At 62.5% G+C, this 23,574-nt stretch carries 17 protein-coding genes and 2 pseudogenes; 9 read left to right on the forward strand and 10 right to left on the reverse strand.

The window, feature by feature from the left end; translation table 11 throughout:
- The first annotated feature begins 176 nt into the window (after positions 1-176).
- The gene (locus ElP_RS24940; RefSeq protein WP_145274603.1) at positions 177-2,249 is read left to right on the forward strand and encodes a hypothetical protein; all 2,073 of its coding nucleotides are present in this window, start codon (positions 177-179) and stop codon (positions 2,247-2,249) included.
- Between the two features lie 271 nt (positions 2,250-2,520).
- Here the strand turns inward: ElP_RS24940 and ElP_RS24945 are convergent, their stop codons facing one another.
- The 4 genes and pseudogenes from ElP_RS24945 to ElP_RS24960 form a co-directional block, all read right to left on the reverse strand.
- Positions 2,521-3,837, reverse strand: a complete 1,317-nt coding sequence (locus tag ElP_RS24945) for an IS110 family RNA-guided transposase (RefSeq protein WP_145270834.1) — start codon at positions 3,835-3,837, stop codon at positions 2,521-2,523.
- A gap of 69 nt (positions 3,838-3,906) precedes the next feature.
- Positions 3,907-4,110: pseudogene (locus ElP_RS39985) on the reverse strand (transposase); the annotation flags it as partial.
- 27 nt (positions 4,111-4,137) lie between these two features.
- Positions 4,138-5,270 (reverse strand): IS630 family transposase gene (locus tag ElP_RS24955; protein WP_145268065.1). Its coding sequence is split into 2 segments (ribosomal slippage): positions 4,138-4,832 and positions 4,832-5,270, totalling 1,134 coding nucleotides; the frame shifts between segments, so codons are not numbered across the junction.
- A 75-nt stretch (positions 5,271-5,345) separates the two neighbouring features.
- Positions 5,346-6,389, reverse strand: a pseudogene (locus tag ElP_RS24960) (IS701 family transposase); the annotation flags it as partial.
- Positions 6,390-6,518: 129 nt separating this feature from the next.
- Here ElP_RS24960 and ElP_RS41330 point away from each other — a divergent pair.
- Positions 6,519-7,732 (forward strand): ISAzo13 family transposase gene (locus ElP_RS41330; protein ID WP_390834704.1). Its coding sequence is split into 2 segments (ribosomal slippage): positions 6,519-6,996 and positions 6,996-7,732, totalling 1,215 coding nucleotides; the frame shifts between segments, so codons are not numbered across the junction.
- Positions 7,733-8,501: 769 nt separating this feature from the next.
- Positions 8,502-9,464, forward strand: a complete 963-nt coding sequence (locus ElP_RS24970) for a hypothetical protein (RefSeq protein WP_145274609.1) — start codon at positions 8,502-8,504, stop codon at positions 9,462-9,464.
- On the opposite strand, the gene ElP_RS24975 is transcribed toward ElP_RS24970, so the two are convergent.
- Positions 9,444-10,576 (reverse strand): IS630 family transposase gene (locus ElP_RS24975; protein WP_145268065.1). Its coding sequence is split into 2 segments (ribosomal slippage): positions 9,444-10,138 and positions 10,138-10,576, totalling 1,134 coding nucleotides; the frame shifts between segments, so codons are not numbered across the junction. The genes ElP_RS24970 and ElP_RS24975 overlap by 21 nt on opposite strands.
- 327 nt (positions 10,577-10,903) lie before the next feature.
- Between ElP_RS24975 and ElP_RS24980 the strand changes: the two genes are divergently transcribed.
- Genes ElP_RS24980 through ElP_RS24990 form a run of 3 tightly spaced genes read left to right on the forward strand, consistent with a single transcriptional unit; the run spans position 10,904 to position 13,647 of the window.
- Positions 10,904-12,319: an LVIVD repeat-containing protein gene (locus ElP_RS24980; RefSeq protein WP_197446351.1), complete on the forward strand. Its 1,416-nt coding sequence runs from the start codon at positions 10,904-10,906 to the stop codon at positions 12,317-12,319.
- A gap of 56 nt (positions 12,320-12,375) precedes the next feature.
- Positions 12,376-13,260, forward strand: a complete 885-nt coding sequence (locus ElP_RS24985) for an IS701 family transposase (RefSeq protein WP_145274612.1) — start codon at positions 12,376-12,378, stop codon at positions 13,258-13,260.
- A gap of 6 nt (positions 13,261-13,266) precedes the next feature.
- On the forward strand, positions 13,267-13,647 hold the full coding sequence (locus tag ElP_RS24990; RefSeq protein WP_145274615.1) for a transposase: 381 nt from the start codon (positions 13,267-13,269) through the stop codon (positions 13,645-13,647).
- A gap of 145 nt (positions 13,648-13,792) precedes the next feature.
- Here ElP_RS24990 and ElP_RS24995 read toward each other — a convergent pair whose 3' ends face one another.
- Positions 13,793-14,599, reverse strand: a complete 807-nt coding sequence (locus ElP_RS24995) for an IS5 family transposase (protein WP_145269653.1) — start codon at positions 14,597-14,599, stop codon at positions 13,793-13,795.
- A gap of 50 nt (positions 14,600-14,649) precedes the next feature.
- Here ElP_RS24995 and ElP_RS25000 point away from each other — a divergent pair, with 50 nt between their 5' ends.
- Positions 14,650-15,432, forward strand: coding sequence for an LVIVD repeat-containing protein (locus ElP_RS25000; RefSeq protein ID WP_145274618.1), 783 nt, complete (start codon positions 14,650-14,652; stop codon positions 15,430-15,432).
- A gap of 98 nt (positions 15,433-15,530) precedes the next feature.
- On the opposite strand, the gene ElP_RS25005 is transcribed toward ElP_RS25000, so the two are convergent.
- Entirely contained in the window at positions 15,531-17,543 is a 2,013-nt protein-coding gene (locus ElP_RS25005; protein WP_145274621.1) for a multiheme c-type cytochrome, read from the reverse strand.
- Here ElP_RS25005 and ElP_RS25010 point away from each other — a divergent pair.
- Positions 17,504-18,658: an ISAs1 family transposase gene (locus tag ElP_RS25010; RefSeq protein WP_145274623.1), complete on the forward strand. Its 1,155-nt coding sequence runs from the start codon at positions 17,504-17,506 to the stop codon at positions 18,656-18,658. The genes ElP_RS25005 and ElP_RS25010 overlap by 40 nt on opposite strands.
- Here ElP_RS25010 and ElP_RS25015 read toward each other — a convergent pair.
- From ElP_RS25015 to floA, 3 genes are all read right to left on the reverse strand, one after another.
- The gene (locus tag ElP_RS25015; protein WP_197446353.1) at positions 18,655-19,947 is read right to left on the reverse strand and encodes a multiheme c-type cytochrome; all 1,293 of its coding nucleotides are present in this window, start codon (positions 19,945-19,947) and stop codon (positions 18,655-18,657) included. The two genes, ElP_RS25010 and ElP_RS25015, sit on opposite strands and share 4 nt — an antisense overlap.
- Before the next feature lie 509 nt (positions 19,948-20,456).
- A complete protein-coding gene (locus ElP_RS25020; RefSeq protein WP_145274629.1) occupies positions 20,457-21,194 on the reverse strand; it encodes an MBL fold metallo-hydrolase in 738 nt (245 codons plus the stop codon).
- Positions 21,195-21,382: 188 nt separating this feature from the next.
- The gene (gene floA, locus ElP_RS25025; protein ID WP_145274631.1) at positions 21,383-22,456 is read right to left on the reverse strand and encodes a flotillin-like protein FloA; all 1,074 of its coding nucleotides are present in this window, start codon (positions 22,454-22,456) and stop codon (positions 21,383-21,385) included.
- Positions 22,457-22,787: 331 nt separating this feature from the next.
- Between floA and ElP_RS25030 the strand changes: the two genes are divergently transcribed.
- Complete coding sequence (locus ElP_RS25030) at positions 22,788-23,558, forward strand: PIG-L family deacetylase (protein WP_145274634.1); 771 nt, start codon at positions 22,788-22,790, stop codon at positions 23,556-23,558.
- The last annotated feature ends 16 nt before the right edge of the window (positions 23,559-23,574 follow it).

A 23,574-nucleotide genomic window follows, 5' to 3' on the forward strand; every position in this document is an offset into this window, starting at 1 on the left:
ATACCGAATAAACCAAGCAAATCGTTCGAGCCGTCATAATCCGCAAGCTTATCGAATCGTAATTTAGGGCCCCACCGCCATCCTTGGGAAAATCAGGGAAACTTAGAGGTCGGAGTGCTTTTCAGACAGCCACGTCACGGAAGGAGACATGAATCTAAAGATGGATGACATCACACGTGCTGAGGGAGCGAGTCAACATGGGGCGCTCTTCCTCAATTCTTCGCCAGATGCGTTGTATCACGTCATGCGTGCTCTTTGGCTTACTGCCGTTCAATATGAGCACCCGATGTGATGAAGCTTTAATAACATCCCTCCCTTCCCAAACAGCCCTAAGTGAATCGGTAGATTTGACTCCTGAACCCTCGATCGGATTGATCGACCCGATCATTACGGAAAACCAAATCACTCGATTCGTCCCGGGGCTTTACCCGGGGCAAGTTGTGCTTGATGACGAGCCGAATTCGCCACGTGAAATTCTTCGTCCTGGAGTTCTCGGACGTCCCCTCGAATCGCCTTCGTTCGGAGACCTCGACAAAGAAGACCACACATCTCCTTTACATGGCATATCGCGATGGCCGTTCTTTCCGACTCAGGGATTCGCGGGTCATTCTGGATTGCTACCGACTGAAATGCAGGTCATGGACGACTACGTCCCGAGGGAAGATCGTTGGAGAGTCGGTTACCCATTTTGGGATCGATACGATCGAGGAAATCGGATTGATGACGATTACCCGTTCGAGCTCGGGAGATTGTTCGACCCATTCAATCAGAATTTCCTCAAGGGCGATTATCCGATCATTGGCCAACATACATTCCTTGAGCTTACCGCCTCGACGAACGGGATTTACGAATATCGCGATTTGCCCGTCGCGACGACTCCCTTCGAAAGCACTTCCCGTCCCTTTGAAGAACAGTTTTTCGGACGACAAAACCAATTTCTATTTATACAGAATTTTATTCTGAGCATTAATTTATTTCATGGCAACGCATCGTTCAAGCCTGCAGATTGGCGAATTCAGCTCACTCCGGTATTTAATGTCAACAACTTCAATCTGATGGAACTTGGTGCAGTCAGTCCGAATGTCCTGGCGGGAACTCATCGCACCCGTTCGCAATTATCGCTTCAGGAATGGTTCGTTGAGACGAAGATCGCGGACCTGTGCCCCTACTACGACTTCATGACGCTCAGGCTCGGATCTCAGCCGTTCATCAGTGACTTCCGGGGCTTCCTGTTTTTCGATGTCAACTCGGGTGCCAGGATTTTCGGCAACGCAGACTCAAATCGAACTCAGTTCAATTTCGCCTATTTTCACCAACAAGAAAAAAATATCAATAGTTTTTTAAACGAAACGTTCCAGTTTCGCGACCAGAATTTGACGTTCTTCAATTTGTTCCGACAGGACTTTATCGTCCCTGGCTTTACCGGACTGTTCAACTTAGCCTACAATAACGACAATGGAGGCGTTGAATTTGACCAGAATCGCTTCCTCGCTCGACCTGACCCGGTAGGAATCTTTCGGCCTCACTCAGTGAATGTCGGCTACCTCGGGATCGGGGGAGAAGGCCATTTCGGTCGGTATAACATCAGCCACCAGTTCTACTGGGCGTTCGGAAGAGATACAAACAACCCCATCGCTAACCGACCCCAGACGATAAACGGGCAATTTTACGCGATTGAAGGCTCATACGATCGCGACTGGGCCCGATTCAAAGTGTCATTTCTCTGGCAATCCGGCGACGCGAATCCGAACGACACTCATGCGACTGGTTTCGACACTATCCTCGATAACCCCGTGTTTGCCGGCGGCCAGTTCAGCTACTATCAGCGCCAGGGGATTCCGCTCTTCGGGGTCTTCCTCACCCAGCGGAATAGCTTCGTCAATGACCTTCGATCGAGCAAAGTTAAGGGTCAGGCAAATTTCGTCAACCCGGGCTTGTTGCTTGGCAACGTCGGCATCGATCTCGATCTGACCCCTACGATGAAAATGTTTAACAACGCAAACTTGCTATGGTTCGACAAGACTGCCGTCCTCGAACAGTTTCTCTACGACGGTCACATCGATCGGTTTATCGGGGCCGACCTGAGCGTTGGCTTCGAGTACCGGCCACTCGTCAGCGAGAACATCATCGTATTGCTCGGGGCAGGCACGCTGATTCAAGGGCAAGGTTTTCGAAATCTGTACAATAACGCCTACGATCGAGTCGACCCCTGGGTTCAAGCGTTCGGCACCGTAATCCTGACTTACTGAGGGTGATCCTTCGACTCGGTCGCACCCTAATGACATGACTTCCATTGGTCATTTTTCTGACAGTCCTAATACTACTCCGTTAGTATCTGGGGTGGCGAATCGGTGAGCCCCCGACAGTAGGGGCAATCATGCCGGCAGATCGGGGCCAGCAGCCGCTGCAACGCCCGCCGGATCGACGGCAGCGTGATCACCGGACCTCGGCGCCCCCCTGCTATGAGGCCGGTTGTCAAGGGGCGCGGTTCGGATCCCGAAGCTGGTGAGGATCAGCCTGCTATTCGTGCTCGGGGCACAGGGTAGGGTCTGCGATCGCGAACGAGGGCCGCCCTCTTTTTACGCGGGTCACCGCCCGCCGGGGGGAGCACGCGGTCACCTCACTCGCAGATCCTCGCTGGCTCGGGGTCGTTCCGCTCCGCTCGACGCGTCGCTCGGGCAGGGGTCGCGGCCGTTGACGGTGCCGCTCCGGGGTTGCGGGGGCCGGGCCGGGCCGCCAGGCGGCCGCCCGGTAGGGCACACCGCTGAGGCTCAGCCGCCACAGCAGGATCGCCAGACGCCGGGCCATCCCCGCGATGGCCTTCTTGCCGTTGCCGGTGGAGGCGACCAGCCGGCGGTACCTCGCCTTCGCTGCCACGTCGCCGGCGACCCACCTCCAGGCCGCCTCGATGAGCACCGTCCGCAGCCGGGCGTTGCCCGACTTCAGCCGCCGCCCCTCGCGGCGCGTCGGGCCGCCCTGCAGGACTTGCGGCGCCAGGCCGATCATCCGGGCAACCTGCCCGCCGTCGCGGAAGCGCGCCGGGTCGTGCAGCTCGACGCGGGAGGTCATCGCCGTGATCGGTCCCACCCCGGGCACCGTCCGCAGGGTCGAGGCCGTCTCGCGGTGGCGATCGGCCTTGGCCAGCTCCTCCAGGCGTCGGGTGGCGCGGGCCACCTGCTCCACGGCGTGCTGACGCTCGTCGAGCATCACGTCCAGGCAGAACCGCAGCTCGGCGGCGAGCTCCAGCCGACGCAGGGCGTCGACCGCCGTGGCCGTCCAATGGGTCAGCCCGGCCGGCTCGGCGACGCCGTGCTGCAGGAGCAACGCCTTGATCTGCTGCTGGATGACGCGGAGCTTGCGTGCCAGCTGCTCACGCAGCCGCACGACCTGGCGGTCGGCCTCCTGCTGCTCGTCGGGGACGCGCACCGGCTGGAGCAGCCCCTTCTGGGCGAAGCCGGCCAGCTTGCGGCAGTCGAGGCGGTCGCTCTTGGCCTCCGGGCCCGGCATGGTGGGGATCTTCGACGGGGCGATCACCTCGGCAGCATAGCCGGCGGCCCGGAGCCGTCGGACCAGGGCGAAGCCGGTGGGGCCGGCCTCGTAGACGACCCGGGCGACTTGCGTGCGGATGGGGTCCAGGCATGCGACGAGCAGCTCGGGGCTGGCCGGCTGGGCCCAGGAGGCGACGAGGCCGCGCAGGTCGGTGACGACGGCGACGTGGTAGCTGGCCTTGTGGACGTCGATGCCGACGTGGGCGACCTCGCCGGTGTCGAGGCGGAGCGTGGAGGACGTGGCGGCGGTGGGGCGGACGACGCGGGTCTTCTTCTTGGTCGCGGTCATGGCCGGGGTCTCTGGAAAGGGGACGAGCGTGTCACTCGCTCAAGTCTGCCTTCCGAACGCCTCCGGCCTTCATGCTATCTTTTTGCCCGGCCGGGATCGCTCCCGACGGGCTCGTCGCTGTTCCGATGCCAGGAAGCCGTAGGCCAGCATCACCAGGCAGGCGTGGTGGTGGAAGCCCCGCCAGGAGCGGCCCTCGAAGTGATCCAGGCCCAACTCCTCCTTCATCTGCTGGTAGCCCTGCTCCACCGGCCAGCGGCTCTTCCAGAGCCGCACCGCCTTGATCCGGCTAGTGGTCGTCCGCTATTGAGTTGCCGGGTATAGTCGGTGCAGTTTGATCCGGGCATCCGCCGTGGTGAACTGCCACCGAATGCCCACCATCCGCTCGTTGCGGTCCTCCTCCCACGCCGCGACCTCCCGCTTCAGTTCCTCGCTCGACCCGATCCGCCGGTCCAGGCACTGCCTCGCCAGCACCGACAGCTCGATCTCCGCCATGTTCAGCCAACTCCCGTGCTTCGGCGTGTGGTGGATCTCCAACTTCCCGGCGATCCGACGGGCCCGCTCCGGCGGGAACGCCTCGTACAGCGAGGCGATCTTGTGCGTGTTCAGGTTGTCCATCACCAGCACGACCTTCTCCGCCTCCTCGTGCACCTCCTCCACCAGCCAACGCACCACCTCGGCGAAGTCCAACGCCGTCCGACGCTCGGTGACGTGGACCGCACGCCACCCCAGCAGCGGCATCGTCACCATGAACAGGTTGGCCGTCCCGTTGCGGACGTATTCGTGATCGAACCGCTCGAGCCGCCCTGGCGCTGCCGGGATCGGCACGACCGTCTCGCCGATCAGTTGCTTGCTCGCCTCGTCGAGGCAGACCAGCGGTCGCGTCTCGTCGTAGGGCCGGTGGTAGACCTCCAGCACGTCCTCCATCGCCGCCACGAACTCGGCGTTCGCCTCCGGCGGGATGCACCACTGCTGCTTCAGATGCGGCCTCAGTTCGCTTTTTTCAAAGAGCGGCGCACCGTCTCGTCGGAGATCGAGGGGACGATCTCCAACTCGACGAGCTTGTCGGCCAGCAATCGCATCGTCCAGGCCTTGCGGCCGTCGGGGGGCTCCGAGCAGGCCAGGGCGATCAACTTCGCCTCGGCCCGGCCGTCGAGGGCCCGCTGGCGGCTGGGACGGGCCTGCGTCTTGCGGACCAGGGCGGCCTCCAGGCCCTGCTCGACGAACCGCTGGCGGACCCGCTCGATGGTGGCGACAGAGACCTCGACGGCCTCGGCGATGCGGTCGTCGGGCCAGGCGGGCCCGCCCTCGGCGGCATCAGCCTTGAGGAGGATGCGGGCATGGGCCAGTTTCAGAGCGGAGGCCTTGCCGGCGGAGATGAGATCGAGGAGGGCCTGGCGTTCGTCGGCGGTGAGCGTCACGATGTACTTCTTCATGTCGATGCTCCTGAAGCGGTTAGGGCTCCAGGAGAACCGATTGCAGCCCATCCCTCAAGTCGTCAGTGGCCGACCACTAGTCCGTGGCGGCAAGTTGCTGACGGCATACTTGATCTTCCCGTCGGCCTGCTCCTCGATCAACAACCGCACCGGCTCTGCCCCGACGCACTCGCCGGTGGCCCAGCCGGACGCCGGCCAGACCCGAAGCCAGGCGAAGCGACCCGACAGCTTGCCCTTGGTCCCCTCACGCCACGTCCCCTTGTGCCGCGGCGTCCTCGCGGCCAATTCCTTCAAGTTCATCGGCCGCGGCGTGCCCTCGGCCAGGCGATGCCGCTTGCGCGGTCGGCCGCCCGTGCCGGCCTTCGGCTCCTCCCAACTCGGCGGCGCGGTGAAGCCGACCAGCTCGTCGGTGACCCCGACGATGTACCGCAGCCGCCGCTGCTCCAGGCCGTCGCGGAAGTCGCCCGAGACGCCGTAGCCGGCGTCGGCCACGACGAAGCGGCCCGGCAGGCCCTCGGCACGCACCCGGTCGAGCAACTCCAGGGCGATCTGCCCCTTGCTCAGCGGGCGGCGTTCGGGCTCGGGTACGCCGGCCTCGTCGAGCCGCTCCTCGTCGCCCAGCCAGCGTCCCGGCAGGTAGAGCCGCATCGCCAGCGGGCAGTGGCCCTCGGGGCTGACGTAGCGGACCGAGGGGGCCACCTGGCAGTTGGCCCGCTTGCCCAACGCGCCGCAATACTGCCGCTGGACCCCGACGGAGTGCTTGCCCTGCTTGGGGAAGCTGGTGTCGTCGAAGACGAAGATGCCCCTCGGCGAGGCGAAGGCCTCGGCCATGACGGCGCGATGGCGCCTCCAGACATCCCGCTCGTCCCAGGCGGCCTGGTTGACGAACTGCTGCAGGGCCTGCTCGGGGTCGGCGACGTCCAGGCCGGCGGGCAGGGCGACGCGTCGGGAGAGGGGCTCGATGCTCTTGCGTTCGCCGTCGATGAGCAGGCCGTGGAGATAGACGTGGGCCCAGGCGGCCTGCCGGGCGCGGGCGAAGTCGGGCCGGAACCGGGCGGCGTAGGCGTCGAGGCGTTGCAGGACGTCGGGGGGAAGTTCGGGGGTGTAGGTCTTGCTCATACCTCACGGTACGAACAAACCGCCTCGATCGTTCCGTAGAACCCAACGGAGTAGCACTGAGGGGATTGAAAGGACAAAACTCTTCCGTATCCTGAGACCTTCGCACCAGGAGATCAAGGAGATACGCAGATGCGGCCCAGCCCCGAGATGATCCCCGTCCTCATCGATGCCGCCAAGGCCCTCAAGGGCAGTCCGAAGCGAGTCTTCATGGCCAAGACCGTCGCAGCGATGGGGCGGGGTGGACAACGCTGGGCCCAGGAGCATCTCGGCTGGTGCCGGGAGACCATCCGCAAGGGCACGCACGAACTCCGCTCGGGCATGACCTGCGTGGACGCCTTCTCGGCCCGCCGTCGCAAGCCCGCCGAGGAGCACTTGCCCCGACTCCTCGATGACATCCGCAGCATCGCCGACGGGCAGAGCCAGGCCGACCCCAAGTTCCAGACCAAGGGGCTCTTCACCCGGATCAGTGCCGCCGAGGTCCGACGCCAGTTGATCGCCACGAAGGGCTACACCGACGAGGAGTTGCCCACCCAGCAGACCATCAACACCAAGCTGAACCTGCTGGGCTATCGCCTCTCCAGGGTGGCCAAGTGCCGCCCCCAAAAAGAGTCCCGCAGACCGATGCCATCTTCGATCAACTGAAGGCGGTCAACCCCGAGGCGGATCGGGCCAGGGGCACCCTGCGGCTCTCGATCGACGCCAAGGCGACGGTGCATGTCGGCCCCTTCTCACGGCGGGGCCGGAGCCGGACCGGCACGAAGGCGGCGGATCACGACTTCAAGCCCGTGGCGACGCTGACCCCCTTCGGCATCTTCCTGCCCGAGCACGACGACCTGTGGCTGTACATGGCCCGGTCGAAGGTCACCAGCGACTTCATCGCCGATCGCCTGGAGCAATGGTGGGAGGGCGTCCGCCTGCGGTTCCTGCGGGTCAAGACGCTGGTGATCAACCTGGACAACGGCCCGGAGAACCACAGCCGGCGGAGCCAGTTCCTCAAGCGGATCGTGGCCTTCGCCCGCAAGTATCGCCTGGTGGTGCAGTTGGCGTACTACCCGCCGTACCACAGCAAGTACAACCCGATCGAGCGGTGCTGGGGCGTGCTGGAGATGCACTGGAACGGGTCGCTGCTGGACTCGGTGGAGGCGGTGTTGGGATTCGCCCGATCGATGACCTGGAAGCGGAAGCACCCGGTGGTCAGCCTGGTGGAGACGACCTACGCCAAGGGGGTCAGGCTGAAGCCCGAGGAGATGGAGGCGTTGGAGGCCGAGGTGATCCGCCTGCCGTCGCTTGAGAAGTGGTTCGTGAAGATCCCTCGTAAGCGAGGCAGGCCACGGAAGACGTAGCTTCTTTCTGGTGCCTAAGAAACCTTGACAGAACTGTCGTGAGCGGTATAACGACCGCCAATTCAATCGGTGCGCACCTTTGTTAAGGAAGGTCGCCGGCTGAAATGGAGGTCGTAGGTACATGTTTTCCGCAACTAGAAATGAACGATTTTTCCGAGTCAAGACGCTCTTTGCGATAATATCTGCCCTCGCGACGATCGGCTCGCATCGAGTGGATGCCCAGTCCTCCCACCAATCTTTCCTTGGTCTTACTCCCAGCCAGCACGTAAGCTTGGGTGACTTCGACGTGAGGCCTGGCGGTTACCCATATCCAGCTGGGTTCGATCGAATTGAACTCATGGGCCAGATTGATTCGGATGTCGCTCGCAAAAGTGGGAAGTGCGTGTCCTGCCACCAGAACGTGGGAAATCCGCACATCAAGGATTCAGTGCGACTCGGATGTACTGACTGCCACGGCGGTGACCCCAGGGCCGAGATTAAGGGACTCGCGCACGTACGCCCGCACTTCCCCGAATCCTGGTCGGGATCGGCGAATCCAGTTCGATCGTATGCCCTGCTCAATCACGAGGCACCCGGATTTGTGCGATTCGTCAACCCGGGGGACCTTCGCGTCGCACACCTCAGCTGCGGGACATCGGGCTGCCACGGTGAGATTGTCGACCATGTCCGCAAGAGTATGATGTCCCATGGCGCCATGTTGTGGGAGGCTGCTCTTTACAACAATGGCTCTTACCCGGCCTAGAGGGCAAGGTTCGGAGAGAGTTACAGCATGTACTGGGTTCCCCAACGTGTCCAGGAAGTGCCTCTGCCGTCCGAGTATGAGATGAAGGTTGAGGGCGTCCTCCCGTTTCTCGACCCGCTCCCCCGATTTGAGGTCTCCCAGCCGGGCAACGTCCTCCGAATTTTCGAACGTGGTCGAACCCTTCCGGCCGAAATCGGGTTCCCGGCGCCGGTCACCAACCTCGGACTGCTGAACCTCGGGGGAGACCCACCAGGCCGCCCGCTTTCCGGCTTAAGTAATCGTGGTCTCGGGACGAAGAATCGGACTGATCCTGTGCTTATCGGCTTGCAGAAGACGAGACTCATGGATCCGACCCTCAACTTTCTTGGGACAAACGACAAGCCCGGAGATTATCGATCCAGCGGTTGCACCGCCTGTCACATCGTATACGCTAATGACCGATCACCTGTTCACTCTGGCCCTTATGCCGCATTTGGTAACCGGGGGACCACCTCCAACCCCGACCCGATGATCCCGAAAGATGAGCCCGGACACCCCATTTCTCACGATTTCGTCTGGGCACCTCCAACCAGTCAGTGCCTCGTCTGCCACATTCATCCGGGAACAAGCGTGACGAATAGCTATGTGGGATACATGTGGTGGGATCTTGAGTCTGACGGTGAGTTGATGTACCCCGAGGAGGAACGGGACCCGACCGCCGAACAATTCGTCAATGCCATGATGATCGACCCCAACGAATCAAGTGCGCGTGGCCTCTGGAGGGATCCGGAATTCCTCTCCCGGGTCTCAGAATTGAATGCAGTCGCCGAGTCGAATCAGTTTGCTGACTTCCACGGCCACGGCTGGATCTACGATGCCGTCTTCAAGAAGGACCGAAAGGGTAACCTGCTCGACGTCGACGGCGACCTCGTCATCAACGTCGAAAATTCCGCCCTTCAAGCTGCGATACGGTCACCTAGTGGTCGTCCGCTATTGAGTTGCCGGGTATAGTCGGTGCAGTTTGATCCGGGCATCCGCCGTGGTGAACTGCCACCGAATGCCCACCATCCGCTCGTTGCGGTCCTCCTCCCACGCCGCGACCTCCCGCTTCAGTTCCTCGCTCGACCCGATCCGCCGGTCCAGGCACTGCCTCGCCAGCACCGACAGCTCGATCTCCGCCATGTTCAGCCAACTCCCGTGCTTCGGCGTGTGGTGGATCTCCAACTTCCCGGCGATCCGACGGGCCCGCTCCGGCGGGAACGCCTCGTACAGCGAGGCGATCTTGTGCGTGTTCAGGTTGTCCATCACCAGCACGACCTTCTCCGCCTCCTCGTGCACCTCCTCCACCAGCCAACGCACCACCTCGGCGAAGTCCAACGCCGTCCGACGCTCGGTGACGTGGACCGCACGCCACCCCAGCAGCGGCATCGTCACCATGAACAGGTTGGCCGTCCCGTTGCGGACGTATTCGTGATCGAACCGCTCGAGCCGCCCTGGCGCTGCCGGGATCGGCACGACCGTCTCGCCGATCAGTTGCTTGCTCGCCTCGTCGAGGCAGACCAGCGGTCGCGTCTCGTCGTAGGGCCGGTGGTAGACCTCCAGCACGTCCTCCATCGCCGCCACGAACTCGGCGTTCGCCTCCGGCGGGATGCACCACTGCTGCTTCAGATGCGGCCTCAGTTCGCTTTTTTCAAAGAGCGGCGCACCGTCTCGTCGGAGATCGAGGGGACGATCTCCAACTCGACGAGCTTGTCGGCCAGCAATCGCATCGTCCAGGCCTTGCGGCCGTCGGGGGGCTCCGAGCAGGCCAGGGCGATCAACTTCGCCTCGGCCCGGCCGTCGAGGGCCCGCTGGCGGCTGGGACGGGCCTGCGTCTTGCGGACCAGGGCGGCCTCCAGGCCCTGCTCGACGAACCGCTGGCGGACCCGCTCGATGGTGGCGACAGAGACCTCGACGGCCTCGGCGATGCGGTCGTCGGGCCAGGCGGGCCCGCCCTCGGCGGCATCAGCCTTGAGGAGGATGCGGGCATGGGCCAGTTTCAGAGCGGAGGCCTTGCCGGCGGAGATGAGATCGAGGAGGGCCTGGCGTTCGTCGGCGGTGAGCGTCACGATGTACTTCTTCATGTCGATGCTCCTGAAGCGGTTAGGGCTCCAGGAGAACCGATTGCAGCCCATCCCTCAAGTCGTCAGTGGTCGACCACTAGCCCCGAAGAGCGGCAGACCGACGGAAATAAGAGAAGCCGGGACGGGATTCCCCTCCATCTGATGGATATCCACATGGAAAAGGGAATGCACTGCGTTGACTGTCATTTCCAAATTAGTGCCCACGGAAACGGGAAACTCTATGGTGAGGTTCGCGACGCGATCGAGATTCAGTGTATCGACTGCCATGGAACCTCCAACCGATATGCGACTCTCATGACCTCGGGCCCTGCCTCGCCCGAGGGAGGGATGGACCTGAAATCGCTCCGGACGCCATTCGGGAAGCCTCGTTTCGAGATCATCGAGGATCAGCTTCATCAGAACTCGATGGTCGAACCAGGTTTGAGTTGGCGGGTCGTCCAGACTGCCGACACGACAACCCCCGGCAATCGCGATTACAACCAGAAATCCCATCTCTCGAAGACCGTCCGCTTCGAGGAAAACCGGATTGTCTGGGGTGATCTCCCGGGGAATGACGAGGACGCGTGCCCTCATTCGAGCGCCAACATGAGTTGCCAGGCATGCCATTCGTCCTGGAACCCAAGTTGCTACGGCTGCCACCTGCCTCAACGTGCCAACATGAAAATGCCCGAGTTGCACAACGCGGGCGATGTATCGCGGAATTACGTTTCGTACAATTGGCAGACGCTCCGGGACGACACATTCATGCTAGCCCGAGACGGAGACGTTACCGGGAATCGAATCAATCCGTCCCGCTCTTCATGTGCAATCCATGTGACTTCGTACAATGCGCAACGAGAGGCGATCTATATTCAGCAGCAGACCATCTCCTCGGAGGGGCTCAGCGGAATCGCATTCAGCACGAACGTCCCGCACACTGTTCGGGGAGGACCGCCGATCGACCCGGCCACTGGCCGTCCCCTGAACCCGGCCAACTACCTTCCCGGTCGGGGAGAGACAAAGCAATGCACAGATTGTCACGTATCTCGAAACGATGATAATAACGCGATAATGGCGCAGCTCCTCATGCAGGGCACCAATTTTATGAACTTCATGGGTCGTTACGCCTGGGTGGCCGCCGGAGTTCACGGTCTCTTCGCGATCGAGGTTACCGAGCGGGACGAGCCCCAGACCGTCATCGGCAGCACGATGCATGAGATCGTCTACCCCGATCGGTACAAGGACCACCTCGATGAGAGCCGAAAACTCGTTGTCGCACACGAGCACCCTGGACGGGACGTCGGCGAAAACCTCGATCCCAGGCATGCTCGACCTGAAGTGCTCGACCTTCAGGCACGGGGAGAATTTCTTTACGCCGCTTGCGGGTCGAACGGGCTTCGAATCTTCGACATTGCGTTCATCGACAACAAGGGATTCGCGGAGCGAATCCTCACCGCCCCGTTCTCACCTCTCGGCCAGCGATTCTTCGTCCGGACCGAGTACGCCACATGCGTGACCGCCCCGACGACTCTCGCACCGGACCCGACCCGACACCACTTCCCCGAAAATCGAGAGCCATCAATTTCTGCGACATATGGCTATCTCTACGTTGGCGACAAGTATGAAGGGATCATTGTCGTCGGTGCCTCGTCCCTGCTCGATGGCAATCCCCTGAATAATTTCCTCAAGCGGGAACTGACATATAATCCCAACGGCATCCTCTGTGGCACACGAAAAATTACTTTTTTTGGCACTTACGCTTAGTACTACTCCGTTAGCCACTACGAACCAGCCCCGGGGTCTTGTTCGTACCAGGTGGTATGAGCAAGACCTACACCCCCGAACTCGACCCCGAGGCCCTCTCACGCCTCGACGCCTACGCCGCCCGCTTCCGCGACGCCTTCGCCCTCGATCGGCCCGCCCGCTGGTGCCCGGTCTATCTCCGCGGCCTGATCACCGACGGCGAGCGCAAGAGCATCGAGCCGCTCTCCCGACGCGTCCCCCTGCCGCCCGAGCTGGCCGTCAAGGACCCCGAGCAGGCGCTGCAGCAGTTCGTCAGCCAGAGCCCCTGGGACGAGCAGGCGGCCTGGAAGCGCTACAGGGCCGTCATGGCCGAGTGCTTCGCCGACCCGGCCGGCATCTTCGTCATCGACGACACGACCTTCCCCAAGCAGGGCAAGCACTCCGTCGGGGTGCAGCGTCAGCACTGCGGCGCGCTGGGCAAGAAGGCCAACTGCCAGTGCGCCGTCTCGGTGCACTACGTCAGCCCGAAGGGGCACTGCCCGCTCGACCTGCGGCTGTACCTGCCGGAGAGCTGGCTGGGGGACGAGGCGCGCCTCGACCGGGCGGGCGTGCCCGAGCCGGAGCGGCGGATGCTGACCAAGGGGCAGATCGCCTTGGAGCTGCTGGACCGGGTCCGTGGCGAGGGGCTGCCGGGGCAGCTGGTGCTGGCCGACGCCGGCTACGGCGTCTCCGGGCCGTCCCGCGCCGGCCTGGCCGAGCGTGGCCTGCACTATATCGTCGGCGTCACCGACGAGTTGGTGGTCTTCACCGAGGAGCCCCGGTGGATCGAGCCGACGGCCGCGACGGGCGGCCGCCCGCAGAAGCGGCCCCGCCTGGCCGAGGGATCCCCCCGGCCGGTCAGCCTGAGGGAGCTGGCCTCGCGGACGCCGCGGCGGAAGGTCACCTGGCGCGAAGGGACGTAGGGCCCGATGTCGGGCCGCTTCGCCTGGCTGCGGGTCTGGCCGGGGCACGGCTGGGCCACCGGCGACTGTGCCGGCGAGGAGCCGCTCTGGCTGCTGATCGAGGAGCAGGCCGACGGCAAGCTCAAGTACGCCTTCAGCGACCTGCCGGCGGGCACCAGCCGCCTGCGGGCAGTGCGGCTGTGGCGGAGCCGCTGGCCGGTGGAGCAGGGCTACCAGCAGATGAAGGAGGAACTCGGGCTGGACCACTTCGAGGGCCGCTCCTGGCGCGGGTTCCACCACCACGCCTGCCTGGTGATGCTGGCCTACGGCTTCCTGGCACTCGAGCAGCGGCGAGCCCGCCGGGGTCGACCCCGGCCGGGCAAAAGGGGGGGCGCCGAGGTCCGGTGATCACGCTGCCGTCGATCCGCCGGGCCCTGCAACGCCTGCTGGCCCCGATCTGCCGGCACGACTGCCCCTACTGCCGGGGACTCGTCGACCCACCTCCCGAGCAACTAACGGAGTAGTATTAGAAGCCCTGACAAAACCGGGTGAATCACATCACATCCTGGTGGAGGATACGGAAGCAGATGACACAGGCCGCCAGGGTCGTCCAGGCGTCCTGGATCACCCCCAGCCGGTCGTACCGCACCCGCATCCGCCGCAGGCCCTTGATCCAGCCGATCGTCCGCTCCACCACCCAGCGGACCTTGCCCAGCCCGCTGCCGTGCGGTGTCCGACGCTTGGCGATGTGCGGCTCGATGCCCATCCAACGCAGTAACGCCCTCGTCCCCTCGCTGTCGTAGCCCCGGTCGGCATACAGGTCATCCGGCAACTGCTTCGGCCTGCCCGGTTTGCCGGCGACGCTCGGGAAGTCGAGCACCAGCGGGATGATCTGGCGGTGGTCGCTCTCGTTGGCCCCGGCGGTGCGGATCGCCAGCGGCACTCCGGTGCGACTGACCATCACCGTGTGCTTCGTGCCCTTCCTGCTGCGGTCGACGGGGCTCGGGCCGGTCGCCTCGCCGCCGCCGGAGGCCCGCACCGTCACGCCGTCGACGACCACCGTGTCGGTCTCCAGCTTGCCAGCCTTGCGGAGCAGCCTCAGCAGGTCGGCATGGAGGCGGTCCCAGATGCCGGCCTCCTCCCAGGCCCGCAGCCGGCGATGGGCGGTGCGACCTGAGCAGCCGAGTTCCTGCGGGACATCCTCCCAGCGATTGCCGGTGGCCAGGACGAACCAGATGACACGCAGGGCGACCCGGTGCCCGATCGGCGGACGCCCGCCGTAGGGGCCGATGGCCGGTTCCGGCGGCAGGTGGTGGGCAACCAGATCGAAGAACTCGTCCGGCATGTGGGCGCTCGCCATGGTGGTGTCTCCTTCGGTTCGGAGGAAAACAGCACCAGGGCGCAAACTCCATGCCACACGGTTTTGTCAGGGCTTCTTACGTATGCTGCGATACGGGGATCGCGATCGTCGATTTCGCCAATCCGCTGCAACCGAGGGTCGTCACCGTCCTCGGAGCGGATGTGGTAAAGCGACCGACCGACTTCCAGGCCCAGTTTCGATACGGCTTCGCCTGCGATGAGGACGGGATAAAGACCTTCGACCTCACGGTCCCGACCCGGCCGACTCTTATCAGCGTTTTGCCGGTCGCTGAGGCATATAAAATATTCCTCGTTCGGACATACGCCTATGTCGCTGCCGGAAAACAGGGATTAGTCATAGTCGATATCGAACGGCCTCGACAGCTCTTCATCGATCAAATTTTTGATGCAGAGGGTGAAATTGATGACCTGCGCGACGTTAAGATCGCAATTACATACAACAGTCTGTTCGCGTACCTCGCCGATGGAGAGAACGGTCTTCGAGTGGTCCAGCTGACCTCGCCGAAGACTCCAGGGAATGACGGTTTCAGCCCGAGGCCGACTCCTCAGTTAATCGCCACTCATGAATTGACCGAGGGGGGACATGCCCTGGTGATCAACGACACTTTGGATCGGGACAGGGCCGTCGACGAGAGCGGCAATCAACTCTCGGTATTCGGCCGAATCGGCGCCCGGCCACTCGAACTGGACGAGCAACGTCGACTCTACCTGCGCAACGAGCTGCTGTACATGCTGACCGACGACCCCATCGATTTTGGACAACCTCGTCCTCGATTCCCGCGGGACTTGTCCAAGCCCCGTTCCAAGAAATGAACATTTAATTATGCATACACGGTCACTCGATTATATTCTCGTTCGACTCCAAAGAATGATGATGGGTTGGACCCAATGCTTGATCAATCCGATGATCCCTATGGAATGAGGATCATCAACGAGCGAATTTCCTCGCGGAACTGGTATGGATCATAAGTGTTCGCAGTACTCAACGTTATCTTGAGCCCTTCATTGTTGATGTGTTGGAGAGATTCCTTGAATCCATCCGACATATACGCGTCTCTTAGTTGATTGGGGTCAAGCAGCGGACCGAATGCCATCAGGATCGGATTCTGCCGGGAGGCTTCCCAGTAGCTTTCCGGTGCTTTTGAGTAATCGAGTGTCACGGGCAACCAATCTCCGAATCCCCCCAGTTCCTCATCCATTGCCAGATTCCGAAGGATCATGTGCGAGAGCGCATCACGGGCATCGGACCCTGGATATCGACCAAGGTTCAATCCTACATCCCAGGACATGAGGATCTTTTCGATCTGATCATGCGTAGAGGCTTGCTCATCGCGTCCATCATCCCAATCCCGATAGATAATTTGGAGGGCCGAGGCAACCTGGCGGGCGGTGTCGTAGTCGAGTATCGAGTCCTGGTTCAACTCGCAGAGTCGACGGAGCAATCTCTCCACCGAGTCCTGATCGAAGGAGGCCTTGCTCATGCGACGCTCGTTGAATGAGTCAGCCCATCCGGCGAGACCCCTTGCTGCGTCTCGAACCTCATCCGGCCTGCCAAATGGGCGTGAACTGAATGCCTCGTTTAACGTGCAAAGTCGGTCATGGAATTTATCTCGATCTACCTCATCGCCAAACTGATCGATATTCAGTTCGATTAGCGCGATGGGAAAGGTCCTTGGCATGGGTCGTCCAGGGGCGAAGGCGAATCCTCGACGCTGTCGCCATCCCGGATAGCGGAGGTCATGGTGGCATGCGAGGCAGTCTGAATGTGTCAATGCTATCTCTGGCCACCGAGTGAGTGCTAACTTCGGATACTCCTCGGCATTCTCAAAGCGCGGATTGTTCCGGATGCTCTCGTTCAAGGCGATCTCAGGCCAGGCAGAGAGAGTCATCGGTGCCGTGTTGCTCAGGTCGGCCCGGTCGGCGAGCAAATTCATCGATTCCCGGAGGGCGACGACATTCCCGACCATCGAGAGCTCTGCCCCGTAACGCTTGGCCTCCTCGATGCCATTGGCCTGACGGATCGCTTCTGGGGCGTCTCGCCACCACGGGACGTCGTCCTTGTCACGCCAGTGCTGTGGCAGGTTCTTGACGAACCGGGCGACATCAATACTCGGCAGCGGCGGGTGACCTGCGGCATACATCGGATGGGAGACGACTCGACCGAGTTCCGCGTTCCCGACGTGGCACGACAGATAGAGCTGCGCCTGGAATTCAGGGTCTCGGAGATTCCAGAGGCCGAGTTCAGCCTTCTCCTCGGGAGTCCTCCGTCTCCAATCGGAGGTCTGATGTGGGCCAAACCATCCACCGTCGGTACCACCCGAAGGCCCGTGGCATACCTCGCAGTTCACCCCATCCGTGTGGCTGAAATCCGGCCCGAGTTGTTGCGTGGGGAAATTTTGCGCATGGCAAGAGAGGCAACCGGACTCTGGCCGGGTCACCTCCACCCTCAGTTTGGCCCCAATCCCCTCGCCACGAGGTCCTTCAAGGACCGCATAGGCCATCGAATGTTTGTCGACCGTTCTCCACGTCGAGTACTCAGTCAGGAGGCACCAGTCGAGGTCCCCCCGATTATAATTCAATCGTGTTGGCTGCTTGTGGCATTGGAAGCATGAATTGGCACCATAGTATGTGCCTTCGATCCTCATAAATTGATCCGATCGGGATGAGGCCTCCTGAGCCAGGGCGTTCCCCGGGGGGCTCAGGGAGACGATCGAGGCGACCGCCAGCCCCAGGCGCGCTCGAATCGCGCATTTCATGGTTGTTCCCCAGGGCCAGCGCGCACTTCTATAACAATCCGGCAAGCTCTGCGGCCTTGCGCCCGCCCCGCTGCCCGGGTATACCGTCCACCGTGTCGTGAACCAGACCCGGTGGCCGGAGGTCGGCGATGGCGGGCACCCGCAGCAAGCTCGACGAGATCGTGGCATCGTTCGCGATGCTGGAAGATCCCCGCTCCCACATCAACCGCCGGCATCCGCTGCCCAGCGTCCTGGTCATCGCTGTCTTGGCCGTCCTCGCCGGCGCCGCCGGGCCCACCGCCATCGCCCGCTGGGCGAAGCTCAAAGAGGGGCTCCTGATGGACCTCCTCGACCTGCCGCGCGGCATCCCCGGCAAGGATGTCCTCCGCCGCATCCTGATGACGCTCAAGCCCGCGGCCTTCGAGGCCGCCTTCAACGCCTGGATCGCCCGCCTCCGCGACGAGGCCATCGCCACGACCGGCGTCGATCGGCCGGTCGTCGCCATCGACGGCAAGACGGCCCGCCGCAGCCGCGACGCGAAGGAGGGCCTCGGCCCGCTGCACATCGTCACCGCCTGGGCCGGCGAGTACGGCCTGGCGCTGGGACAGGAGGTGTGCGGCGAGAAGTCGAACGAGATCACGGCCATCCCCGAGCTGCTGAGGCGGATCGACGTCCGCGGCGGGGTAGTGACGATCGACGCGATGGGGGCGCAGAAGGTGATCGCCGAGGAGGTAGTCCGCGGCAAGGCCGACTACGTGTTGGCCCTGAAGGGGAACCACGAGGCGCTGCATCGGGCGGTCATCGAGCACATCGACGAACAGCTGGAGGGGGATCTCAAGGGGGCCGAGGAGCTGACGACGAGCGAGCGCGGGCACGGTCGCGAGGAGCACCGGACCTACCTGCACCTGCCAGCGCCGGCGGCCCTGCCCGGCCGGGCGGAGTGGAAGGGGCTGAGGTCGGTCGGCGTCGTGACGTCGCGGCGGGTGAAGGGAGGCGAAGAGAGCATTGAGATTCGCTACTACCTCATCAGCCTGCCGGTGGACGCGGAGCAGTTCGCCCGCGCGGTGCGGGGCCACTGGTCCGTGGAGAACGCGTGCCATTGGTCGCTCGACGTGACGTTCCGGGAGGATGACTCGCGGGTCCGCCAGCGGGTGCTGGGGGCGAACATCACCTGGCTGTATCGCTTCACATTGTCGCTCCTCAAGCAGCACCCCGACCGGCGACAGAGCCTGGCCATGAAGCGCCGCGGCTGCGGCTGGAGCGACACGTTTCTGATGGAAGTCATTGCTGCGTTAACATGTTAGTGTGCGCTGGCCCTGGGTTGTTCCCCGGTTATCGCCCGGTTACGGATCGCGGAAAAGACCTCATTCAGCTCTTCGAACCGCCCGAACGGTGGGCTGCTCGAACCTTCCCGGAATCTGAGCCGATCGAATACAGCTTCGAGATTATCGAACGTCTGAGGATCCTTCCGATTCGGTTCGAGATCTGCTTGAGCCGCGACGAGCGTCACCGATGCGAGATAGGCCTGAGCGTTGCGGTCCCAGCTTGGATTCGGCGAGGTTAGCAGGTGGTCGATCACCGCAGCGACGAGTCGATCTATGGTCTTGAGATCGAGCGATTTTCCTTGTATGTCATCCAGCCACGTCTCGATCACCTCGATCGACTCGTCCGTCAACTCAACGACAAGGTCGGCATCCGGCAACGGCTGGTTCATTTCATGCTCGATCGAGGACAATAATCCGGGCCAGTCTCGACCGGGGGGGGGAAATTCCTGGGCGATGGCAGTCGGCATGGCGGTGTACCAGTTGCCCCAGGAGATCTGGCCGGACTCCGCACTGGAACTCCCCCTCGGGAGCGGGGCCCCCCCCTGGAGGTCGTGATGACACGCATAGCAATTGTACTCAGCGAACTCGGGCCAGGGTCCGATTTGAGGACCGAGGTCGGACGAACTCCTTAGGGCTCGCGGAATCGAGTTGATCGTCGGCGTGTCCGAACGCCCTGCTCGGGCCTTCAGGAGGCGGAGCGAGGCCCCAGCTCCTGCCAACTGACCGACAATCCAGGCCTTCGCCTCGTGTGTCGCCTCGGCATTCCAATCTCCCCGATCGCTCCAATGCTTCGGATACATCGCATAATAGGACGCGAACTCGAAATTCAATCGGGGATGTCCCGCAGCAATCAAGTCGTGATTAACGTCGACGAGATCGTGATTCGAATCCTCCGAGGCGGAGCCGACGTGGCAGGGCATGCAGGAGCGTGCCTCGTCGGCCAGGGAGTCTAGTGGAGAAAAACCGATCGACGCCTTCTGCTCGACGCGTAATCCGTCCCATCCCACCTGGTAATGGGAGGTACCCCAGAACTGCGAGGCTCCATGGCAGCTCTCGCATCCGACTCCGTCACTAGGCGAGAACCCCCGACCTTGTGCGACGATGTCGTAGTCCTGACGGACGTGGCAGCTCAGGCAGAGTTCGTCACGTTCGCCCTTGACTTGGCCGGAAGAAGCAGGCCTTCGCAAGTTTCGCATGATGCTGCGCGAATGTTTCGACTCCAGGGTGGCGTAAGCCCGGGCGTGCGGGTCGAATCGTTGCCAGTACATGAATTCCCAGCCGGGTCGGGGCTCGTAAAGGTCGAGTTCGGCAACGCCTCGGGAATTCCCGCGATTGTGGCACGCGTTCGCGCTGCAGGATGAGGTCCCGAGGAAGCGGATTGGGGTCTTGGTTGGTGTCTCAGTCCCACCCCTGCTTGGCAGGAGAACTTCCTCGGCCTGGCAGACGACCGACCACGGGACGACGAGACAAAGTCCGGCAATCAGGTGCGTCGAAGCCCGGGAGAACCGGGGTCCTGGATGCGACATGGAATCGCCTCCGGCAGTTCGATGATCGGTCCAGAATCGTTCGGGGGGACCATTGGAATGATCATCGTCAAATCGGCGAATTCACCTGGTCTCGATCCGAGGCGAGGTCCCCTGGCTCGTAGGAATGAGCCTGGGTGTGACGAGGACCAGGATTCCTAGGAGGAGTACGGTTGTCAGGGCTATGCGTGAGAAACGGATCCGGCGAGTATCACCGGCAAGGGGTCGCTCCGCTCCCGACCATCGCCAATCGATCAGAAGACGTAGGGGACGCCGAAGCGAGCGATCCGGAGCCCGGGGATCGAATGATCCCTCAGTTCCTGGAGAATGCGATCGCGGTAGCGGGCCTTGATGTGAACCGCGAAGAACGGGCAGCGAATCCGATCGGAATTGACCTTGAGAACTTCGGTCTTGAAGGTGGAAGGGACGAGGTGCCTGGCCGAGTTGGCGAGCCCGATCAGGCGATCGGGGAAGCAAACCTCGAGGAACACGGCATCCAACCGGGGCAAGGCATCGATTCGCCTCCAGATCTCCTCGGTCGGCCCGGTATCGGACGGGATGACGACGACCTTCTCCCCTTCCTTGACGACGAATCCGAGCGTCGGGACGAGGTGATTCACCGCGACTGTGAGGACCTCGACGCCGTCGAAAATCAGGGTCTGTCCGGCCTCGATCTCGACGAGATCGAGCAGGGGAGTATCATGCATCGGCCCCTTCGATAGTGTCTCGAAGTCGGGCCAGAACCGGTCATTGAAGACATCCATTCGGAGGCATTCGAGGACATGCTTGTTGCCGAAAATCCGGACACAATCGGCCGTTTCCTCGAAGGTATTCTCCACGAAGACCGGGAGCGAAGCGATGTGGTCGGCGTGGGAATGAGAGATGAGGACATTTTTAATTTTGCTCTGTTCGTCAGGCCCCCGGTAATAGCCCAGCGTCCCGGCGTCGATCGCGAGCGTGTCGTTGATGATGTAGGAGGTCCCGAATTGCATCGGGTCTCCAACGACTCCTGAGACGGTGGACGGGACCAGGGTAATCTTCACGGCTGTACGCCCCCGGGGAGCCTCGTTGACATCCACTATATCCCCTCGAATCGGAAGAACAACTCCCAGAGGGGGCGGACGAGCCGGAGGATCGCCTGGGGGGAATGGGCAACGGAAGATCGCCCCCGGCTGCAGCCTTACCCGTTCACGGAGTCGATGTTCCGGCGGGCATTGCTCGTACCGCCGGCGATCGACGATCGCATCTCGGTATCGGCCTGCAAGTTCCGAAGGGAATAGTAATCGCTGATCCCGAGTTGCCCCTTGCGGAAGGCTTCGGAGATCGCCAGCGGGACCTCGGCCTCGGCGAGCACGACCTTCGCCCGATTTTGCTGGACCGATGCGAGATTCTCCTGCTCTGAGGCAATCGCGGCGGCCCGGCGCTCCTCCGCCTTGGCGCGAGCGACGCGCATGTCGGCTTCGGCCTGGTCGGCCTGGAGCCGGGCACCGATGTTGTCCCCGACGTCGATGTCGGCGATGTCGATCGAGAGGATTTCAAACGCAGTGCCGGCGTCGAGCCCCTTCTCCAGGACCCGCTTGGAGATCATGTCCGGGTTTTCCAGCACGATCTTGTGCGACTCGGCCGAGCCGATGGTGGTGACGATCCCCTCTCCCACCCGGGCGATGATGGTCTCCTCCGTGGCCCCTCCGACCAGCCGATCGATGTTCGTCCGGACGGTCACCCTGGCCTTGGCCTTGAGTTGGATGCCATCCTTGGCCACGGCGTCGACAGTCTGCCTACCCTTGGCCGGGTCGGGGCAATCGATCACCTTCGGGTTGACGCTCGTCTGGATCGCTTCCAAGACGTTTCGGCCGGCCAGGTCGATCGCGGCGGCACGCTTATACGTCAGGGGGATGTCGGCTCGTTGCGCCGCGATCAGGGCACGGATCACGTTCGGCACGTTGCCGCCGGCCAGGTAATGGGCCTCGAGATTCTGCCGGGTCACGCCCTCTCGATCGGTCAGCCCCGCTTGAACGGCCATGATCTTCGACCGCACGATGATGTTCGGGTTGACCTTGCGGAAGGTCATCCCGATTAATTCGATCAGGCCGATATTCGCGTTGGTCGTCTTCGACTGGATCCAGAGATTGAAATACTTCGCGAAGAGGATGAACGCGAACAGACTGATGATCGAGATGAACAGGACGAGGAAGACCAGCAGTACGAACAGGCTATTCCCCTCGGGCTGCTGGGCGAGCAAGGGCGAGAACATTGGTGTCGTCCTGGGGCGGTGCGATTGATCCTGACTGACTCTCCTGAATAGGGTGTGTACGGAGACTCCGGTTTTTCAAGTGCCTCGCCGACCGATTGCGTCCCTCACGGCTTACGTACTTGCCCAGACCGTATTGAGACCGGGGCCCGCCCGCGATCGGCCTTTACGTGCCGGGTCGCCGGCCGATTGCAGGGCGACGGGGTGACGATGGCAGGGACTTTCGCTCGACGCATTCGGCCGTAATGATTGATTTCAGTTGACCTTGCGTCGGGCCGCTGGTATAGTTTCCCTATTCGAGATGCCAAATGTTCCGTCCGGTCGGACCATACACATGAGCGAGTCGGCTGATCGCCCACTGGATCTGATCGCCGTCGGTGCGCATCCCGATGACTTGGAGATCGCCTGCGGCGGCACCCTCGCCCGGCTCGCCGATCTCGGTTACCGGGTCGGGATGGTCGACCTGACCGACGGCGAGCCGACCCCCGGCTCGGTCGGGCCGGATAATCGAGCGAAGGAGGCGGATCAGGCGGCGAAGATCCTTGGGGTCGAGGTGCGGGTTGCGTTGAACCTGCCGAACCGGCGCCTCTTCGACAGCTTCGAGGCCCGAGTGGCGCTGGCCCGAGTGTTCCGTCGGTATCGTCCCCGGGTGGTTCTGGGATTCGGAGGGAAGACCATCCTCGCCTCGCCAGACCACTACCAGGCGATGCTGATCACCGACGCGGCGGTTTTCTACAGTCGCCTCTCCAAATGGGACGAATACTTCGACGGGCTTCCGCCGCACACGGTCACGAACCAGTTGAGCTTCCCGATCGCGCTGCATCGCCTGGATATGCCGGAAACCTCGGGGTACATTGTCGCGGACATCAGCGAGACGCTCGACCGGAAGCTCTTGGCGATTCGCGCCTATGCCTCGCAGTTCCCTCCAACGAAGTCCAGGCTGTTCCAGACCGTCGAGATGATGAATCGCTACTTCGGCCTGACTGCGGGGTTCGAGGCGGGCGAACTGTTCATGAACTATCGATCGTTCGGCGTCGAGGACCTCATCCGCTGGGCGGCCCCCCTCGCCCCCGGGCAGGCCGATCGCCCCCGGGGAGGAGCTTGACCACCTCCCGGAGGCG

Source organism: Tautonia plasticadhaerens (assembly GCF_007752535.1).
GTDB classification, from domain to species: domain Bacteria; phylum Planctomycetota; class Planctomycetia; order Isosphaerales; family Isosphaeraceae; genus Tautonia; species Tautonia plasticadhaerens.

Coding starts and splice junctions, on each gene's coding strand:
- ElP_RS24945 (WP_145270834.1), bottom strand. CDS start 3,837: ATGACCGCGACCAAGAAGAAGACCCGCGTCGTCCGCCCCACCGCCGCC.
- ElP_RS24970 (WP_145274609.1), top strand. CDS start 8,502: ATGTACTGGGTTCCCCAACGTGTCCAGGAAGTGCCTCTGCCGTCCGAG.
- ElP_RS24980 (WP_197446351.1), top strand. CDS start 10,904: ATGGACCTGAAATCGCTCCGGACGCCATTCGGGAAGCCTCGTTTCGAG.
- ElP_RS24985 (WP_145274612.1), top strand. CDS start 12,376: ATGAGCAAGACCTACACCCCCGAACTCGACCCCGAGGCCCTCTCACGC.
- ElP_RS24990 (WP_145274615.1), top strand. CDS start 13,267: ATGTCGGGCCGCTTCGCCTGGCTGCGGGTCTGGCCGGGGCACGGCTGG.
- ElP_RS24995 (WP_145269653.1), bottom strand. CDS start 14,599: ATGGCGAGCGCCCACATGCCGGACGAGTTCTTCGATCTGGTTGCCCAC.
- ElP_RS25000 (WP_145274618.1), top strand. CDS start 14,650: ATGCCACACGGTTTTGTCAGGGCTTCTTACGTATGCTGCGATACGGGG.
- ElP_RS25010 (WP_145274623.1), top strand. CDS start 17,504: ATGGCGGGCACCCGCAGCAAGCTCGACGAGATCGTGGCATCGTTCGCG.
- ElP_RS25005 (WP_145274621.1), bottom strand. CDS start 17,543: ATGCCACGATCTCGTCGAGCTTGCTGCGGGTGCCCGCCATCGCCGACC.
- ElP_RS25015 (WP_197446353.1), bottom strand. CDS start 19,947: ATGTACTGGCAACGATTCGACCCGCACGCCCGGGCTTACGCCACCCTG.
- ElP_RS25020 (WP_145274629.1), bottom strand. CDS start 21,194: ATGCAATTCGGGACCTCCTACATCATCAACGACACGCTCGCGATCGAC.
- floA (WP_145274631.1), bottom strand. CDS start 22,456: ATGTTCTCGCCCTTGCTCGCCCAGCAGCCCGAGGGGAATAGCCTGTTC.
- ElP_RS25030 (WP_145274634.1), top strand. CDS start 22,788: ATGAGCGAGTCGGCTGATCGCCCACTGGATCTGATCGCCGTCGGTGCG.